Source organism: Janthinobacterium sp. BJB401 (assembly GCF_013372745.1).
In the GTDB taxonomy this organism is placed as follows: domain Bacteria; phylum Pseudomonadota; class Gammaproteobacteria; order Burkholderiales; family Burkholderiaceae_D; genus Janthinobacterium; species Janthinobacterium rivuli.
In genome coordinates this window covers 35,120-51,545 of the sequence record NZ_JABXFH010000021.1, presented here as the reverse complement: position 1 = coordinate 51,545, position 16,426 = coordinate 35,120, and the positions used below count along the sequence as shown (strand labels likewise).

Here is a 16,426-nt window from a genome sequence, read left to right as displayed (position 1 = left end):
GAACGTTTAAAACTTCCTGCCCACCCCCACCAGCAACACATCCGCATCGCGGTGGTAATCCGTTACCACCCGGTTCCACGCCACTTGCGCCAGCCAGTGGCGGTTGACGTGGTAGCGGGCCACGGCTGACAGCAAGCCTGTCAGGCGCGTGTCGTGGCCCTGGGTGTCGCGGCCGTCCCAGGCCACGTAGGGCCCGGCGCCCATGCCGAATTCCACCTTTTCATTGAGCGAGCGGATCAGCCACAGCTGGGCGGCCGCGCCGCGCCGGTGCGCCAGCGCCGTGCCGCCCTCGTCGATGAGGGTGGCGCTCCAGTCCACGTATTTTCCCGCGGCGCGCCGGTATTCCAGGGTGAACGGGCGCGAGGATTCGGAGCGCAAGCTGTTGACGATGGTGTGGCCGGTCGATAAGGTCAAGGTGTCGTCGTACGCCCAGTTCTGCAAGTGCAGCTTGGCGCCCGGCACGCCGTCATAGCGGTAGCCGGCGCCGATCAGCAAATGCGTGGTGGTGTCCTTGCCGCTGGGGCGGATGCGGTTGATTTGTGCTTGTGCATACCAGCGGTTGTCGAATTGCCAGCGCGCCTGCAGGCTGGCGATGGAAGCCCAGCCGTGGACATTGTCGAAATTGTGCGGCGCTTCGTCCGTCCTGGCCGTGTCGAAGAAAAAATAGCGGCCCACGCCGGCGCCCAGCATCAGCCCCTGGGCCACGTTTTTCGTGCGCAGCCAGACCTGGCCCGCCATGCCGTCGCGGTGATGATCGTCCGGGTGCCCTTCGTTGATATATGACAGGCTCAGCGCATTGTAATTGCCCACGGGCTGCGTGTAGCTGATGGCGCCGACAAAGGTGCGCTCCCTGGTTGAGTGTACCTTCAGGGCGCCGGCCATGCCGGACAGGTCCTGTGCCTGGGCGGACAGGGGGAGTGAGGCGGCCAGCAGGGTCAGGAAGGTGGCTTGTATGCGCATGACGTTTCCAGTGACAGAGGTGAAGACACGCTAACGGTCGTCTGGCGGCGCATCATGCGATTGCGCAAGCATCTTGCGGTTTGATTACATTTGTAAATGGTTTAGCCAGAATGCGGCACACGAAGACATTGAGGGGGGGGAGGCGCCGGCCTGGAAAGGCTGGCCGGCGCGATGTTTCTGAAGTTACTGGACTTGCGGTATTACTGGCTCAATACGACTTTATCGGCAAAATATTCCGTCTCGCCGAAGCATTGCGTGGGCACGCCCTTGTGCTGGCTGTAGGTGACGAGAATGCGCTTGCCGGCGGCGGCCGTCAATTGCTTCGCCACCTCGTCATCGCGCACGCTGAACTGGAATTTTTCCGGGATGGTGCCTGGCAGTGCCGTCAGCAGCAATTCACCTTCCCATGTCTTGCAGATCCAGCCCCGCTTGGAGAACTTTTGCAGGTAGCCCGCCCGTTCGCCTTCCGAGTACGAGAAGCTGAGGGCCATCCACGTGTAGGCTGCCAGCAGCAGGAAGCCGGCCACGAGGAAGATGGCAAAGGCGAAGGTGACTTTTTTGGTCGTAGGGGTCATGGTTGGGTTGTCTAGGTAAAAGGATCAGTCCTTGCGGCCGGCTTTCCAGTTAAGACCAAAGTTATATCTTTCGTCCATGGCCTGGTGCGCCGTGATTTTACCTTGGCCGCCGAAGTATTCCACCAATTTTGTCACCTGCAGGTTGCCGCCGTGGTTTTCCAGCATGGCGATGGCGCACATGGCGTGCTGGCTGTCGCTGTCGAGGCGCACTTCCACGGTAGGCTGGCCGGGAATCTCGATCGTCACGACGCCATCCGTGGCGGCCCAGTTCGGCACGCCTTCGTAGATGAAGGCGTAGACGAGCACGCGCTTGATCTGGTCGAAATGGGTGCCGTTGATGAAGATGTTTTCGCCGCTGCTGATGCTGCCCGTGCGGTCGTCGCCTTCCAGGTGGATGTACGGCGGACGGTCATACGCGCCCCAGCTGTTGCCCAGCGCCTGCACGGCGCTCTTGGCGCCGCCGCTCATTTCGAACAGGCAGCCGATATCGAGGTCGATGCCGCCCGAACGGCCAGCCGGCTTGTTGAACAGCTTGCCGAGGAAGCCCGTGTCCAGTTTTGACGCGGGCGCCTGGCCTTGCGACGCGTTCTGGTTCCAGTTCAGGTTGACCCGGATGCGGCCATAGCCGCCGCTGTCGCGCTTGTCGAGCGAAATTTTGTCGCCGCGCTTTTCCAGACGGATTTTCGACAGCGAGATTTTATTCGCCACAGGCGGAGCCGCTGGCGCAGGCACGGAAGCCGGCGCTGGCGCCGGGGACGACGAAGCCGCCTCGCTGCCGCCAAAGTGCTTCAGCAGCGCCGCCAGGCCGCCCGCGAAACCCTGGCCCACGGCGCCGAAGCGCCAGCTGCCGTCGCGGCGATACAGTTCGCCGATGATGACGGCTTTCTCGTCCTGGAAGTCATTGCCCGTGAAGGCAAACGTGGCCGCCTGGCCCAGCGCCATGCTGGAGTTGCCCAGCGCGCGCATGCTGCCCTGTTCCGTCGCCGCAGTAAACACCAGCTTGTCGATCGAGGCGGGCAGGCGGGCCAGGTCGACCTGGAAGGTGGAGCGGGGGCCGTTCAAGTCCACCGTGATGGCGTTGTCCGGCGCGCTTTTCTGGTTGAAGAACACCATGTAGCGGTCGTCCGACAGCTTGCCGGCCGCATCGACGCCGAAGCAGCTGACGTCCACTTCCATCGAACCCGAAACGATATCGAGCGTGACGGCAAACGGGCCATTCAAGCCCAGGTCCGCCAGTTTGCCTTTTTGTCCGCGTGTGAAATTCGTCATGGTCGTGCAATCCCTTCGTCGCTTGAGAGTTGAATCAATGAGGTAGTCGGATGGTGCGCGGCGGCGCCATCGGCCGCATGGCGGATGCCGAACAGGCGCGCCTGCTCGATGATGCGCAGCGCCCAGCTACTGTGGGTCGCCACTTCGCACATCGATTCCTGCATGCGGAACACGGCCGGGCTGTCCGGGTCGATGATGCGCAGCGCCAGTTCGATGTCCGACTGCGCCACCTGGTAGTGGCGTTCGATCTGCGGCACCTGGTCCGGGTGGATGGCCGTCTTGGCGATCATGCCGTGCGCCATGTCCTGCGCCACTTCGGCATCCAGCCAGCTGCCTTGCGACAGGTGCTCGAAGACGGGCGCCGTCAGCTGGAAGCCGTGCGGCTTGAAGATGGTGACCAGGCGGCCGATGACCTGGCCCAGCGGCGTTTGATAGATGGTGCCGCTGGTGGGGCGGCGCAGTCCCAGCAGAGCCAGCAGATCGTTGCCGCCGATGCGCAGGGCCAGGATGCGGCGGCGCACTTCCGGCGCCGACAAAATGATGCGGAACTGCTTCATTTCCTCGTCGTCGAACACTTCCGCCGTTTCCAGCGTCGGCATCAACAGATGATGCGTATGGCGCACCAGCTCGAAATACGCGCTGAAGTTGTGGCGCGTGGATTTCGGCAGCACGAAGCCGCTCAATTTGTCGGCGCCGGGCATGGCCAGCACGCGCGCCAGCACGTCGAGATTGCGCACCCGAACGAAGCGCAAGGTATCCGATTCGTCGCACATGTTCTGCAGCGCCAGCGATAAATTGAACAGCGCGTAACTGAGATCGCGTTCCGCGATGGCGTCTTCGGTGCAAAGGATCACCGAACGCAAATGGCTGAATTTGTCGCCATTGGCGATCGCCAGCAAATCCTTGTGCGTGGTCGGCACATACATGGAGGCGCCCAGCGCCGCTTTATGCTCACTTTGTGGGTGTAGGGAGTTGTTATCCATCGACTGCGCTCCTGATAAGGGCGACCGCCTGGTAAGGCAGCGCCGGTTCTACTGTGACGGGTATGGCTTTTTCCTGCGCCAGAAGCAGCAAATGTGCCACGTCCGGCGCATTCGTGTCGCGCACGATCAGGCGCTCGGGCACGCGGCGCAGCAGCACGCGCGTCGCTTCGCCGATGCCTGGCTTGATCAGATTGATGTCGCTGATGCCGTATTCCTGCTGCGCGGCGGCCATGTAGGCTTGCGAGCGGGCCGCCATGGCTGGCGCATCGCTCGCTTCGGCCAGCGGGATGCCGCTGCTGGCGGCAATCGCCACGGCGTCGGCCACCAGGCCGTCGGCGAAAGCGCGCGACTGATCGTGCGCTTCGAACTGCGCGTAGTACACGCAGCCGTGGAAGTCGCCGGGGGCTATGGCATCATTGAGCACGGAGCGGCTCACCAGGCCCGAGACGGTGGCGTTCAGAATGCTCGACGGGATCAGGTAGTCGCTGGCCGAAGCGGCGCAGGCGGCCGTGCCGGCCAGGTCGGACAGCACGAACAGGCCGCCGTCGATCGCCGTGCCATGCGCCGCGTTGAAGTCGTTGACCGTCTGGCGCAGTTCGCGCGAAATCACGCCCTTGCCCGTCCAGCCGTCGACGAAGACGATGGAGTCGGCCGCATGGCCTTGTGCCAGGATGTGGTTCAAGGCATTCGCGTCGATGCCGCGGTCGCGGATGATGGAGACGGAATAATGGCAGCATTCGCGCTGGAACACCTGGCGCAGCAAGTGGCCCAGGATGACGCCCACGGGCGTGCCGGCGCGCGCCAGCGACACCAGCGTGATGGCGCCAGTGCGGCGCGCCGCGATCAGGGCGGCCAGGCGCAGGCAGTCGCGCGCCATCTGCAGGCGGTTGGCCGCGAACGCGCTCTGGAACAGCGCCAGGTAGGCGGGCGAAGGCAGGGATTCCGGCGACAGCATTTCGCTGTAGTGGCGCTGGCCCGACTGGATCAAACGCTCTTTTTCGGCCAGGTCGAGGATGGGTTCGAGTGCCATGGGCGTGAGCAGAAACTCCACGTCTTCCTGGCGGTAGCTGCCGCTGAAATGCTGCTTGCCGTCGGTCATAGCGCCGCCACCGTGAGTGCCGCCAGCTGGGTGCCGTTGGGGATGATGGCGTAGTCGCAGGCGGCCATGAAGCGCGCGTCCGAGCGGCTGTCGCCCATGCCGAAGCTGACGATGGGGCCATGTTCGGCTTCCAGTTCCGCGCGCAGGTAGGCGACGGCGCGCGCCTTGTTCAAGGTCTTCGGCAGCACGGCCAGGTTGTTGCCGTTGCGGTGGATGAAGTAGTCCGAACCTTCGGTGGCGATCCACTGCTGCAGCACTTGCTCTTCGATGTCGGCCAGGCGTTCGCCGCGCGCTTCATGGTCTTTGACGACGATGTAGAACGGCGTGTTGTAGTCTTCGATCAGGCGCGCGCGCGAAGGCATGCCCGTCCTGACCTGGAAATCGTCGATGATGCGCATGGCGTCCCGCAGGCCGGGCAGGGCCGTCTGCATGTCGTTCTGCATCAGGGCCAGCCAGCCCGCATCGAGCGCGCCGCCCGGCTGCAGCACGATGCCGCCGTAATCGAGCACGCTGTAGCTGGTAAACGGCAGGTCGACCCTGCGAAACGCGTCGCCATTCCTGGCCGTGGCGGGGATCAGGGTCATGCCGCTTTGCGCGAATTCAAAGAAGGCGCGCTGGCGCGCCGTCGTAAACGAGCAGGCGTCGCCATTTTTCAAATAGGCGGCTGGCTGCAAATCGGTCTCGCCCGGGCATTTTTTAGGGGTCTGGAACAGTGTGTCGTCCAGATCAACAAACAGGAATTTCTTCAATTTTGGTCTCTGACTGAAAGTGGAACAGGCGGCCGTTCAACTGGCCGGCGAGTTGCATGAGGGCCGGGCTGGCCGGGGTTTCATGGCAGATGAAAACGTGCTGGTACTGGCCAGGCGCCACGTTGTACAGGTAATTGGCGATGCCTTCGCCGTAGTTGTCGTCGCAGTTGACGATGTGGCCGACGGAACCCCACGACAGGATCGGCGAGCGCGTGGTCGACTGCACCACGACGTTCTTGCCCAGCGCTTCGAGTTCGCGCGCCAGCAGGAACGACGGGTGCATGAATTCGCCCGTGCCCAGTACCAGCACGGAGTCGCCGGCGCCGATTTCCTGCGCCAGTTGCACGGCCAGGCCTTGCGGCGGCGTCAAGGCGCGGCCCACGCCGATGCGGCCGAACGCCGGGCTGGCGCCCCGTTCCGCATTCGCCTCGAAGCGCTGCGCGCTGGCCGCCACGGGAGCTGGCGCAGCGCCGGCCTGGAAGGCGTATTGGCCGGACAAGGCTGCGCCGATGCTGGTGGGCAGGCCGAAACGCTCACTCAAGCCCGCGTTGGCGGCCTGGCCCATGAAATTGGTAATCACGCCCAGGTGCAGTTTTTCCAGCTGCGGATAACGCGCGCGGCACACTTGCACCAGGTTGGCGAAGGTGTTGCCGGTCGACGCTTCATCGTCGATCAGCACCAGGCTGCGGGCCGTGGAAAACAGCGCGCTGGCCGCGTCCGACAAATGCAGAAACTGGCGTGGCGCGTGGCTGTGCGATTCCTCGAATTCGAAGAAGGGCACCGTGCCCACGCGGTAGCGCGAACTGTGCAAAAACAGCGCTTTTCCGTTAGGATTGGCGCGCAGCCACGCTTCGAACACGCCCTGGCCCAGGCCGACGGCCGTTTCCGCCATGGCGATGAAGACGACGGGACCGGGCAGGCTGGGAGGAATCTGCGCGGCCAGGTCGTCGTGGATGGTTTGCATGGCGCGCGGCGTGACGGGCCAGTGCTTGCCCAGCACCTTGGACAGGAACAGGAAGCCGCGCTTGGCGTTGGCGCGCGCGGCAAAGCCGATCAGCCAGTCCAGCGGAAAGCGCGCCTCGTCCACTTTGAGGGTCAGCTCGCCCGTGGGCATCTGCTGCCTGACGATGTTCATGGCAGCTCCACGGCGTAGGCAGCTTCGCCCACGCGCATGCCTTCGGCGATGGCGGGCACGGTGAGCTTGTCAAAGCCCTGGTCGAAACCGGCCAGCGCCAGGTAGGGCAGGTTGGGGCCGGCCGCGCAGGCCATGCCGATGCCGCCCGACATGCGCGGGTTGATCTCCAGCAGCGCCAGGCCATGCGCGCCTACACGGAACTGGATGTTGAAGACGCCATTCAAGCGGTAGTCGCGCGCCAGTTTGTCGCAGGCCGCCAGCAAGTCGGCGCGCAGCTCGATCAGCTGGCCGCTGCCGCCTCCGTTTAGCTTCTTGCGCGGCACGGCGCAAATGAGCGTGCCCTGGTCGGCCACGCAGTCGGCGCTGTATTCGTGGCCATCGAGGTATTCCATCAGCAGCAGGGTCTTGAACGATGCCATTTGCGCGAGGCCCGTGCGCAGTTCCTGCGCATTGATCTGGTAGGCGGCGCCGGCCAGCAGCAGCTGGGCGCTGCTGCGTTCTTCATCGAGAATGGCAAAGCCCAAGGCATACACGGATTCGGACGGCTTGATGCACAGCTTGCGATGCAGCGGGCACAGCTCGGCCCAGGCGGCATCGTATTCTTCGATGGTCGTCACGGCGCGGTAGTCGGCCGGGCGCGCCATCGGCAGGTCGAGGCCGGCGCAGAAGCGCGCCTTGTCGTGCATCAAATTCAGGGTCTCTTCGCTGGCCACGCTGAGCACGCGCGTACCGATGGCGGCGAAGCGCGCGCTGGCGCTGCCGATCAGGCCCGCTTCCTTGCCGGGCCAGAAAATCGTGATGTTGCGCTCGCGGCAAAATTCCAGGCACCACTCGACATAATTGAGGCCCGTCAGGCCCGACGGTTCGACCGCGTATTCGTGAGCAGCCAAAAAAGCGGCAGCGTGCGCGTTCGTATTGCTGCACACGATGTGATAGCGGGGCGCGCCGTTCGTCGCGGCCATGTCGGCCTCGCGGATCAAACGCATGGCCGTGCCGACCGAGGAAAATGTTTTGTTGAACCAGACTCTTTGCATGTACGGGGACCGGGTGGAAATAGGGGAAGCCGCGCGCAGGTGCGCGCGCGGGGAGTCTAAGCGACCAGACTTAACCTGGCCTTAGAGGGAAGGGGTCAGCCGGCTTTGCCCGACGCCGTCCACTTCAGGAACGCATCGCGGTTGCGCGAGCAGATGAACACCTTGCCGGAGCCGGAAAAGCGCAGCACGATGCCTTCGCCGCTGGTCACGCTATTGACGATATTGCCGAGGAAGCCGCCGATGCCGCCGCCGCTGGCGCCGCCGCCCGTGGTCACGGAAATCTCGTATTTCAGGCTGTTGTCCCAGCAGACCACGTGGGAATTGTCGATCACGACGTCCTTGCCCGGCTCAACGTCGAGCTGGAACATGGAGCCGAAGCCCGACACCACCACTTGTCCCGTGCCGGCCGTCTCCATGACGAAGAAGCCGCCCGACTGGGCGAACAAGGCGTTGCCGATGCTTTGCGTGCGCACCTTCATTTCCGTGCCCGAGGTGGCGGCGACAAAAGCGCCGTCGTTGAGCAGGTACTGGCGCGCGCCCACGTCGACCACTTCGATGGCGCCCGGCAGGGTGGGCGAGAGCAGGCAGTCGCCGCTGCCGCGCACCGCTTCGATGTGCTGCTGGAAGAACGATTCGCCATTCGCGAAGCGGCGCATGATGGCGCTACCCAGGCCGCCCGTCATCTTGCCTTTCAAGTCCAGCGCCGTTTCCATCATCACCATCGCATCGGATTCGCAATAGATGGTTTCGCCCTGCTTCATGCTGACGTGCAGGAATGGATCGACGTCGCCCGTGACACTAAATACTGGCATGATAAATCTCCAAAAAAAAGCCGCCTGAATACGTCCAGGCGGCTATGTTTAGCGCATAAAACGTTTAGGCATTGACGCCGAACGAGCGGGCCAGAGGGCCCAGGCCGCCGTTGAAGCCCTGGCCGATGGCCTTGAACTTCCATTCGCCGTTGTAGCGGTAGATTTCGCCAAAGATCATCGCCGTTTCCGTCGAGCTGTCTTCGGACAGGTCGTAGCGGGCGATTTCTTTTTCGCCTTCCGCGTTCAGGCAGCGGATGAAGGCTTTCGAGACCATGCCGAAATTCTGGCGGCGCGCGTCGGCGTCGTGAATGGTGACGGTGATGCTGATGCGGTCGATGTCTGCCGGCACGCGCGACAGGTCGATTTCGATGCGCTCATCGTCGCCTTCGCCTTCGCCCGTCGTGTTGTCGCCCGTGTGGACGACGGAACCGTCGGTCGACTTCAGGTTGTTGTAGAAGATGAAGTCAGAGTCGCCACGGACTTTGCCGTCGCTTTTCAGGAGGAAAGCACTACCGTCAAGGTCGAAGGTGGCGCCGTCCGTCGAACGAGGATCCCAGCCGAGGCCGACGATGATCTTCTTCAGGTTCGGTGCTTCCTTGCTCAGGTTGACGTTGCCGCCTTTTTGCAAACTGATTGCCATGTGGTGCTCCTTTAGTAATTAAGTGCAAACATTCCTTCATGGGATGAGCGCCAGGCGCTCGTGCCATTACTCTTTCAATTGGGGGCGGAACCCCCGATTTCAAGCTTGTGCCGCGTGCCGTTTGCGATAACGCAGGGATGACCACAGCGAGACCAGGATGAAGGCCACGCCCGACAGGCCCGTGAACCACTCCGGAATATGGTACTTGACGGATGCCAGCATGATCAAGGCAAGGATGCCGATCGCATAATGGGCGCCGTGTTCCAGGTAGACGAATTCGTCGAGGGTGCCTTTGTGCACGAGGAACACCGTCATCGAGCGCACGAACATGGCGCCGATGGCCAGGCCCAGCATGATGATGACGACGTCGTTGGTGATGGCGAACGCGCCGATCACGCCGTCAAAGCTGAACGAGGCGTCCAGCACTTCCAGGTACAGGAAGCCGCCGATACTGCCGCGCGCCACCGTTTTCACGAGGTCGCCATTGCCGTTTCTGGCTGGCGCCGCGCCTTCTTCCGCCTCATCCTGTAAGTCCGGTTCGTCTTCTTCCAGCAAGCCGCTGATCCAGTTCACGCCGATGTAGACGGCGATGCCGACGATGCCCGACGCCAGCACGCTGTATTTTTCGTCCGCAGGGCCCATGGCCACGCAGGCGGCCACGGCGCCCATGGTGATCAGCACGGCCAGGCTTTCGGTGCCCAGCGCGTTGACTTTTTCCTCGGCCCAGCCCAGCCAGTGCAATTCCTTCTCGTCGTCAAACAGGAAGTTCAGGAACACCAGCAGCAAAAAGGCGCCGCCGAAGGCCGCCACTTGCGCATGGTTGTCCGTCAGGTGCTTGGCATACACATCGGGCGTCGTGGTGGCCATGGTCCACACGTCGACCAGGCCCAGGCCCGTGGCGACGGAAACGATGACCAGCGGGAACAGCAGCCGCATACCGAAGACGGCCACGAGGATACCGACCGTCAGGAACAGTTTTTGCCAGAATTCATTCCAGTGGCGCAAGACCGAGGCATTCACCACGGCATTGTCGAACGACAGCGACACTTCCATGATGCCCAGCACGCCCGTGATCCACAGCGCCTGGATCATGCCGGCCATGCCGCCATGGCTGTAACCCCACCAGCCCGACACCGCCATCAGGATAAAAGTGACTAAAAAGGAAATTCTGAAATGCCGCATGAGGACCCCGTTGCAAGTATGAAAGACGTTTGATTATCCGCGCCGCTGTGCGCGCCGCACTCAGTGTTGATATACGTCAATTGTTGTATATGCCATGATTTTATATGATCGCCGCCGCCGGCGGCGTTTTTATGGACTGGCGATAGACAGTTCTGCTGGCGCGGATGATCTGCGATAATTGCGGCGCGCCTGTCTGGCTGCAGCAGCCCCTGACACACTCTCTACATATATAAGAAGGAATACCCCGTGGATATCGCTTACCTCGTCACGCCCCTGATCGCCTGGATCCTGGTCGGTCCGATCAAATTCCTGATCAACAGTGTCCGCACGCGGCAATGGGCGTTCGGCCTGGTCGGCAACGGCGGCTTTCCCAGCAACCATAGCGCCGTCGTTTCCAGCATGGCAACTTTGATCGCCTTGCGCGAAGGTATCGGCCATCCAGCCTTCGGCGTGGCGGTGACCTTGGCCTTCATCGTCATCATCGACGCCAACAGCCTGCGCCAGCACGTGGGCAAGCAGGCGGCCGCCATCAACCGCCTGGCCGGAGAAGCGGCCAGCGCCGCGCACAAGACCTTGCGCGAGCGCATGGGTCATACCCTGGTGGAAATCGCCGGCGGCCTGTGCACGGGCGTGGCCATCGGTTTCCTGATCAACACCGTGTTTGCCCGCTAAGTTCGCTTCTCCTGAAACGCAAAACCCCGCTTGAAGGCGGGGTTTTGCGTTTCAGGGCGTAAAAACTACGTTTCATCCATTCATTAAAGCATTACAGGAAACCGCCGATTGACATGCCCGGACACGCTCATGGATACTTTGGCGCTTGTGGTTTTAATAAAAAAATTATGCCTGCTATCGCTTGCAGCCCTATCCGGGCCGCGCGGACGGTAGTGGTGCTATCTATCCGGAGAATTACCCATGTTGCGCAAAACCCTGTTTGTTCTGGCAATCGCTTCTGCCCTGGCCGCCTGCGGCAAAGAGTCCAAAGACCCCGGCAAGGGCGGCAAGAATGCCAAGGAACAGGCGAGCGCTGCCGTCAATTTGCTGGTATCCCCGGAAGACTTGCTGACCATCCAGAGCAATGCGCTGGCGTCGGGCCCCGTCATCACCGGTTCCGTGCAGCCTGAGCGCAACGCGGACTTGCGCGCTGAAGTGTCGGCCGTGGTGCTCCAGGTCCTGAAGGAAAACGGTGAAGTCGTCAAACGGGGCGACGTGCTGGTGCGCCTGGATGAAACGTCCATCCGCGACAGCCTCAACTCGGCCGAGGAAGCCAGCCGCGCCGCCAGCCAGGTGCTGGAACAGTCCGAACGCATGTTCCAGCGCATGAAAACCCTGCGCGCCTCGGGCATGACGTCGACGCAGGCGCTGGAAGACGCGGAAATTCGCCGCAACAATGCACAGAGCGATTTGTCCGCCGCGAAAAGCCGCGCCGTGCAAGCCCGTCAGCAGCTGCAGCGCACCCTCGTGCGCGCGCCGTTCGACGGCATCGTGAGCGAGCGCAAGGTATCGAATGGCGATACGGCGCAAATCGGCAAGGAATTGATCAAGGTCATCGATCCAACCAGCATGCGCCTCGAAGGCCTGGTGTCGGCCGACAAGATCGGCGTCGTCAAGGTGGGCCAGCCCGTGCTGTTCCGCATCAATGGTTATCCAGGCCAGGATTTCGCGGGCAAGGTGCGCCGCGTCGATCCTGCCGCCAATACCGTCACGCGCCAGGTGGCCGTGCTGGTCGATTTCAACGACAAGGAACAGCCGCGCGTGGCGGGCCTGTATGCGGAAGGGCGCATCGAGACGGAAACCGTCAGCGCGCTGATGATACCCGACTCGGCCCTGGTGAAGGCGGGCGACGTCACGTACACGTGGAAAGTCAAGGACAAGGCTTTGCATAAAGTCAACTTGCGCATCGGCGCGCGCGATGTACGCACGGGCCAGTGGGAAGTGCAAAGTGGTCTGGCCAGCGGCGACACCGTGCTGCGCACGCCGGGCTCGACCTTCAAGGATGGACAGAAAGTGGAATTGACGGCAGCCAAGGCCGTGCCAGCCGCCGCCGTGGCCAGCAGCAGCACCGCCGTTGCCGGTAAAGGAAACTAAGCCATGTTCCTTTCCGATTTCAGTATCAAGCGGCCCACCGCCACCATCGTCCTGATCCTGGCCATGATGTGCGTCGGCTTGCTGGCGCTCAAGAAATTGCGCGTCAACCAGAATCCGGACGTCGAAGTGCCGTTCATCGTCGTCAGCATTCCTTACCCGGGCGCATCGCCCGACACGGTCGAGCGCGAAGTGGTGAACCGCCTGGAAAAATCCTTGCAAAGCATTTCCGGCGTGACCGAGGTCAACAGCGATTCGAATGAAGGTTCGGCCAGCATCTTCCTGAAGTTTTCCTTCAATACCAATTTGATCGAAGCGTCCGACAATATCCGCAATGCGATTGCCGCCGTCCGCTACAAGTTGCCGACGGAAATGCGCGAGCCTATCCTGCAGCGCATCGACCCGGCCGCCGAACCGATCATGCAGCTGGCGCTGTCGTCGAATGCGCAAAGCCATGCGGAAATTTCGCGCCTGGCCGAAGACGTGCTGTCGGACCGCTTCCGCACCGTCGATGGCGTGGCGCTGGTCAACGTGGGCGGCTCGCTGAAACGCGAACTGTCCGTGCTGCTGCGGGCGGAAAAATTGCGTGAATATAATGTGTCCGTCAGCGACGTCGTGACCGCCTTGCGCAACCAGAACACGAATGCCCCGGTGGGCAAGGTGCGCGGCACCCTGGACGAGAAAAGCATCCGCCTGGTCGGCCGCATCGAGTCGCCAAGCGACTTCGAGAAAGTGGTGATCAAGCGCCGCGGCGAGGAAATCGTGCGCCTGGCGCAAGTGGCCACCATCGAGGATGGCTTTGCCGAAGTCAACAGCCTGAGCATGCGCAGCGGCAAGCCCAACGTGGGCATTTCCATCACCCGCGTGCGCGACGCCTCCACCGTCAGCGTGGCCAACAAGATCCGCGACATGGTGGCGGAAATCAACAAGACCTTGCCGAAAGGCACGATCCTGCAAGTGACGCGCGACGGCGGCGAAAACGCCCAGCATAGCTTGAACAATGTGATCGAATCGCTGGTGCTGGGCGCCGTGCTGACGATTTTCGTCGTCTACGCCTTCCTGAACTCGTGGCGTTCGACCCTGATCACGGCGCTGAGCCTGCCGACGTCCGTGATTGCCGCCTTCATTGCCGTGTGGCTGTGCGGCTTCACCCTGAACTTCATGACTCTGCTGGGCCTGTCGCTGGCCATTGGCGTGCTGATCGATGACGCCATCGTGGTGCGCGAAAACATCGTGCGCCACATGCAGATGGGCAAGGATCGCCGCACGGCCGCGCTGGAAGGCACGGCCGAGATCGGGATGGCCGTGGCCGCCACGACTTTCTCCATCATCGCCGTCTTCATTCCTGTGGCCTTCATGCCTGGTATCTCCGGCGAATGGTTCCGTCCGTTTGCCTTGACGGTGACGTGCTCGGTGCTCGTCAGCCTGGGCATCTCGTTTACGCTCGACCCGATGCTGTCGGCCTACTGGGGCGACCCGGTCGAGGAACACTCGGCGCCGAAAAAGGGTATTGGCCGCGTGCTGGAAAAATTCAACCACTGGTTCGACCATCAAGCCGACCGCTATGGCCGCGTGATCGCCTGGGCCCTGCATCACCGCCGCTGGATGGCCGTCATCGCCTTCGGCAGCCTGGTGGGCGCCATCGTCCTGCACTCCACGCATGGCGGCACGAGTTTCTTGCCGGCATCCGATTCGGGCAACTTGATGATTAATGTGCGCACGCCATCGTCGAGCAGCATCGAGTATTCGCGTCTGAAACTGGAAGCGGCGGCCGTACTGGCGCGCACCTTGCCTGAAACCAAGGATACCAACAGCTCCATCAATGCGGGTGGCGGACGCGTGTATGTCGACATCGGCAAGCGCAATACCCGCAAGCGTTCGGCCAAGGAAATCGCGGTCGAGTTGCGCGAGAAGATGTCGCGCCTGGTGGGCGCCGAATACGTGGTGCAGGATGACTTGAGCAACGGTTCGCAAAAGCCGATCCAGGTGGAATTCACGGGCCCGGATTCGCGTAAACTCATGGAAATCACGAATGCCTACATGGACAAGCTGCGCGCCATTCCTGGTGCCGTCGACGTGGGCTTGTCCGAGCAGGATCCGAAGAACGAACTGCAGATCGAACTGAACCGTGGCCTGGCCAACTCGATGGGCATTTCCGTCAATGACGCGGCGCAATCGTTGCGCGTGGCGTTTGCCGGTGTGGAAGTGGGCGACTGGGTCGATCCGACGGGCGAAACGCGCGACGTGGCCGTGCGCCTGCATCCCGATGACCGCGTGGCGTCGGAAAACATCGAGCGCCTGCCGATCAGCGTGACGGGCACGTCGCAAATGGTGCCGCTCGACCAGATCGCCACCATCACCATGGGCAAGGGTCCGTCCGGCATCGAGCACAAGAATGGCAAGCGCACGATCACCGTGTCGGCCAATGCGCAGGGCCGCTCAAATGGCGAAGTGACGAGCGACGCCATGAAGCTGGCCAACTCCATCGACTTCCCGCCCGGCTACGGCCTGGCGCTGGGCGGCGCCGGCCAGGACCAGCAAGAGCTGTTCACGGAAATGCTGATCGCGCTGGTGATGGGTATCGGCCTGATGTATTTGATCCTGGTGATGCAGTTCGGTTCCTTCACGGCGCCGGTGGCCGTGATGATGTCCTTGCCGCTCAGTTTGATTGGCGTGGTAGTGGCGCTGGTGATCACGAACAACACCCTCAACCTGATGAGCTTTATCGGCATCATCATGCTGATGGGCCTGGTCGCCAAGAACGCCATCCTGCTGCTCGACGCGGCGCGCAAGCGCGAGGAAGAGGGCCATGGCCGCGAAGACGCATTGATGTATGCGGGCCGCATGCGTCTGCGCCCCATCCTGATGACGACGTTTGCGCTGATCGCCGGCATGTTCCCCGTGGCGCTGGGCCTGGGCGAGGGCGGCGAGTTCTATCGTCCATTGGCGATCGCCATCATCGGCGGCACCATCACGTCGACGATACTGACCCTGCTGGTCGTGCCGACCTTTTACGACAGCATCGAGATCGCCCGCGATGGCGCCGTGGCCAAGTTCCACCGCCGCGCCGCGCGCATGCCGGTCGCCGTGGCCATGATATTGACCTTGCTCGAATGCGTGCTGACCTTGCTGCTGGTGCGCTTCGTCTACCGCATGCTGAAAAAGGCCGTGCTGTTCCTGATGGGACGCCGCACGCCGAAGGCGACATCGGTCAGCCTGCAAAAGTAATACCGGGCCAAGGCGCAGCTTACGCTGTGCCGTGGTATTTCAAGAGCCTTCCTCGGAAGGCTCTTTTTTTGCCAGGCCAGCCAGCCAGGGCGCGCTAGCTGTTGCGCGGTGGTGGCGTGGTGCCGGTCCCAGTCCCGGTCCCCGTGCCAGTTCCCGTACCAGTCCCAGTTCCCGTGCCGGGCGTCGTTCCTGTGCCGGTGCCAGTTCCCGTGCCGTTATTGGGCGTGGTAGTGCCATCGGGATTGGTGGTGGTGCCCCGTGTCATGCCCGGCGTGGTGCCTGGCGTGGCCGGCGTGGTGGTGTCCGGATTGGTCGTGCCCGTGGTGCCGGATGTGCCGCTGGTGGCGGGCGGCGTCGCCAGCGCGGTGGTGGCCGGCGTAGCGGTGGTATTGGTGTCGTTGCGTTTGTTGCAACCGCCCAGCAGCGCACAGACGATGGCGCTGCCGAAGACGAGCTTGCTGGTGGTCAGGAGTGTAGCCGTCATGATGATTCCTTTTCAGTGAAAGACTGTCGTGGAAACGCATGCCTCGCCAGATTGCGTATCTGGAACAAGGCTGGCATCGCTTGCAAGAATTAGAGTAGGTGGGATGGCACAGGTTCACCGGAGTTGCCCGTGCTGGGTGCTGGCGGAGGCGGGGACAGCGCTGCGTTTGATGTAGCGCAAACCCGCATGGGATA

The 16,426-nt window shown here is 62.5% G+C and carries 15 protein-coding genes; 3 read left to right on the top strand and 12 right to left on the bottom strand.

Features of this window, described 5'->3' with window-relative positions; all coding sequences use genetic code 11:
* Nucleotides 1-6: 6 nt before the first annotated feature.
* From HWE17_RS15290 to HWE17_RS15240, 11 genes are all read right to left on the bottom strand, one after another.
* The gene (locus tag HWE17_RS15290) at nt 7-960 is read right to left on the bottom strand and encodes a hypothetical protein (RefSeq protein WP_176389328.1); all 954 of its coding nucleotides are present in this window, start codon (nt 958-960) and stop codon (nt 7-9) included.
* A gap of 200 nt (nt 961-1,160) precedes the next feature.
* Nucleotides 1,161-1,535 carry a hypothetical protein gene (locus HWE17_RS15285; protein WP_035826012.1) on the bottom strand — a complete coding sequence of 125 codons (375 nt, stop codon included), beginning with the start codon at nt 1,533-1,535 and terminating at the stop codon, nt 1,161-1,163.
* Between the two features lie 24 nt (nt 1,536-1,559).
* Nucleotides 1,560-2,804 (bottom strand): TerD family protein, encoded by a 1,245-nt coding sequence (locus HWE17_RS15280; RefSeq protein ID WP_176389327.1) that lies wholly within the window; start codon nt 2,802-2,804, stop codon nt 1,560-1,562.
* A complete protein-coding gene (locus HWE17_RS15275; protein WP_176389326.1) occupies nt 2,801-3,787 on the bottom strand; it encodes an HpcH/HpaI aldolase/citrate lyase family protein in 987 nt (328 codons plus the stop codon). The genes HWE17_RS15280 and HWE17_RS15275 overlap by 4 nt, the downstream gene beginning before the upstream one ends.
* Nucleotides 3,780-4,886 carry a cysteine protease StiP family protein gene (locus HWE17_RS15270; RefSeq protein ID WP_176389325.1) on the bottom strand — a complete coding sequence of 369 codons (1,107 nt, stop codon included), beginning with the start codon at nt 4,884-4,886 and terminating at the stop codon, nt 3,780-3,782. The genes HWE17_RS15275 and HWE17_RS15270 overlap by 8 nt, the downstream gene beginning before the upstream one ends.
* On the bottom strand, nt 4,883-5,635 hold the full coding sequence (locus tag HWE17_RS15265) for an HAD family hydrolase (RefSeq protein WP_176389324.1): 753 nt from the start codon (nt 5,633-5,635) through the stop codon (nt 4,883-4,885). Before HWE17_RS15265 ends, HWE17_RS15270 begins: the two co-directional genes overlap by 4 nt.
* Complete coding sequence (locus HWE17_RS15260; RefSeq protein ID WP_176389323.1) at nt 5,613-6,770, bottom strand: phosphoribosyltransferase domain-containing protein; 1,158 nt, start codon at nt 6,768-6,770, stop codon at nt 5,613-5,615. The genes HWE17_RS15265 and HWE17_RS15260 overlap by 23 nt, the downstream gene beginning before the upstream one ends.
* Nucleotides 6,767-7,804 (bottom strand): ATP-grasp domain-containing protein, encoded by a 1,038-nt coding sequence (locus HWE17_RS15255; RefSeq protein ID WP_176389322.1) that lies wholly within the window; start codon nt 7,802-7,804, stop codon nt 6,767-6,769. The genes HWE17_RS15260 and HWE17_RS15255 overlap by 4 nt, the downstream gene beginning before the upstream one ends.
* 95 nt (nt 7,805-7,899) lie before the next feature.
* Nucleotides 7,900-8,616 carry a TIGR00266 family protein gene (locus HWE17_RS15250; RefSeq protein ID WP_035826041.1) on the bottom strand — a complete coding sequence of 239 codons (717 nt, stop codon included), beginning with the start codon at nt 8,614-8,616 and terminating at the stop codon, nt 7,900-7,902.
* A gap of 64 nt (nt 8,617-8,680) precedes the next feature.
* The gene (locus HWE17_RS15245; RefSeq protein ID WP_034785104.1) at nt 8,681-9,256 is read right to left on the bottom strand and encodes a TerD family protein; all 576 of its coding nucleotides are present in this window, start codon (nt 9,254-9,256) and stop codon (nt 8,681-8,683) included.
* Between the two features lie 99 nt (nt 9,257-9,355).
* Nucleotides 9,356-10,438, bottom strand: a complete 1,083-nt coding sequence (locus HWE17_RS15240; protein WP_176389321.1) for a DUF475 domain-containing protein — start codon at nt 10,436-10,438, stop codon at nt 9,356-9,358.
* A gap of 246 nt (nt 10,439-10,684) precedes the next feature.
* On the opposite strand from HWE17_RS15240, the gene HWE17_RS15235 reads away from it, so the two are divergent.
* The 3 genes from HWE17_RS15235 (at nt 10,685) to HWE17_RS15225 (ending at nt 15,748) form a co-directional block, all read left to right on the top strand.
* Nucleotides 10,685-11,110 carry a divergent PAP2 family protein gene (locus tag HWE17_RS15235; RefSeq protein ID WP_035826045.1) on the top strand — a complete coding sequence of 142 codons (426 nt, stop codon included), beginning with the start codon at nt 10,685-10,687 and terminating at the stop codon, nt 11,108-11,110.
* A gap of 240 nt (nt 11,111-11,350) precedes the next feature.
* On the top strand, nt 11,351-12,523 hold the full coding sequence (locus tag HWE17_RS15230) for an efflux RND transporter periplasmic adaptor subunit (RefSeq protein ID WP_035826047.1): 1,173 nt from the start codon (nt 11,351-11,353) through the stop codon (nt 12,521-12,523).
* Nucleotides 12,524-12,526: 3 nt separating this feature from the next.
* Nucleotides 12,527-15,748: an efflux RND transporter permease subunit gene (locus tag HWE17_RS15225; protein ID WP_099404066.1), complete on the top strand. Its 3,222-nt coding sequence runs from the start codon at nt 12,527-12,529 to the stop codon at nt 15,746-15,748.
* A 94-nt stretch (nt 15,749-15,842) separates the two neighbouring features.
* Here HWE17_RS15225 and HWE17_RS15220 read toward each other — a convergent pair whose 3' ends face one another.
* A complete protein-coding gene (locus HWE17_RS15220) occupies nt 15,843-16,232 on the bottom strand; it encodes a hypothetical protein (protein ID WP_176389320.1) in 390 nt (129 codons plus the stop codon).
* Nucleotides 16,233-16,426: the final 194 nt, after the last annotated feature.

Excerpts from the sequence above, each read along its gene's own strand:
- HWE17_RS15220 (WP_176389320.1), bottom strand. The coding sequence starts at position 16,232 with ATGACGGCTACACTCCTGACCACCAGCAAGCTCGTCTTCGGCAGCGCC.
- HWE17_RS15240 (WP_176389321.1), bottom strand. The coding sequence starts at position 10,438 with ATGCGGCATTTCAGAATTTCCTTTTTAGTCACTTTTATCCTGATGGCG.
- HWE17_RS15230 (WP_035826047.1), top strand. The coding sequence starts at position 11,351 with ATGTTGCGCAAAACCCTGTTTGTTCTGGCAATCGCTTCTGCCCTGGCC.
- HWE17_RS15290 (WP_176389328.1), bottom strand. The coding sequence starts at position 960 with ATGCGCATACAAGCCACCTTCCTGACCCTGCTGGCCGCCTCACTCCCC.
- HWE17_RS15250 (WP_035826041.1), bottom strand. The coding sequence starts at position 8,616 with ATGCCAGTATTTAGTGTCACGGGCGACGTCGATCCATTCCTGCACGTC.
- HWE17_RS15280 (WP_176389327.1), bottom strand. The coding sequence starts at position 2,804 with ATGACGAATTTCACACGCGGACAAAAAGGCAAACTGGCGGACCTGGGC.
- HWE17_RS15225 (WP_099404066.1), top strand. The coding sequence starts at position 12,527 with ATGTTCCTTTCCGATTTCAGTATCAAGCGGCCCACCGCCACCATCGTC.
- HWE17_RS15270 (WP_176389325.1), bottom strand. The coding sequence starts at position 4,886 with ATGACCGACGGCAAGCAGCATTTCAGCGGCAGCTACCGCCAGGAAGAC.
- HWE17_RS15285 (WP_035826012.1), bottom strand. The coding sequence starts at position 1,535 with ATGACCCCTACGACCAAAAAAGTCACCTTCGCCTTTGCCATCTTCCTC.
- HWE17_RS15255 (WP_176389322.1), bottom strand. The coding sequence starts at position 7,804 with ATGCAAAGAGTCTGGTTCAACAAAACATTTTCCTCGGTCGGCACGGCC.
- HWE17_RS15275 (WP_176389326.1), bottom strand. The coding sequence starts at position 3,787 with ATGGATAACAACTCCCTACACCCACAAAGTGAGCATAAAGCGGCGCTG.
- HWE17_RS15245 (WP_034785104.1), bottom strand. The coding sequence starts at position 9,256 with ATGGCAATCAGTTTGCAAAAAGGCGGCAACGTCAACCTGAGCAAGGAA.
- HWE17_RS15260 (WP_176389323.1), bottom strand. The coding sequence starts at position 6,770 with ATGAACATCGTCAGGCAGCAGATGCCCACGGGCGAGCTGACCCTCAAA.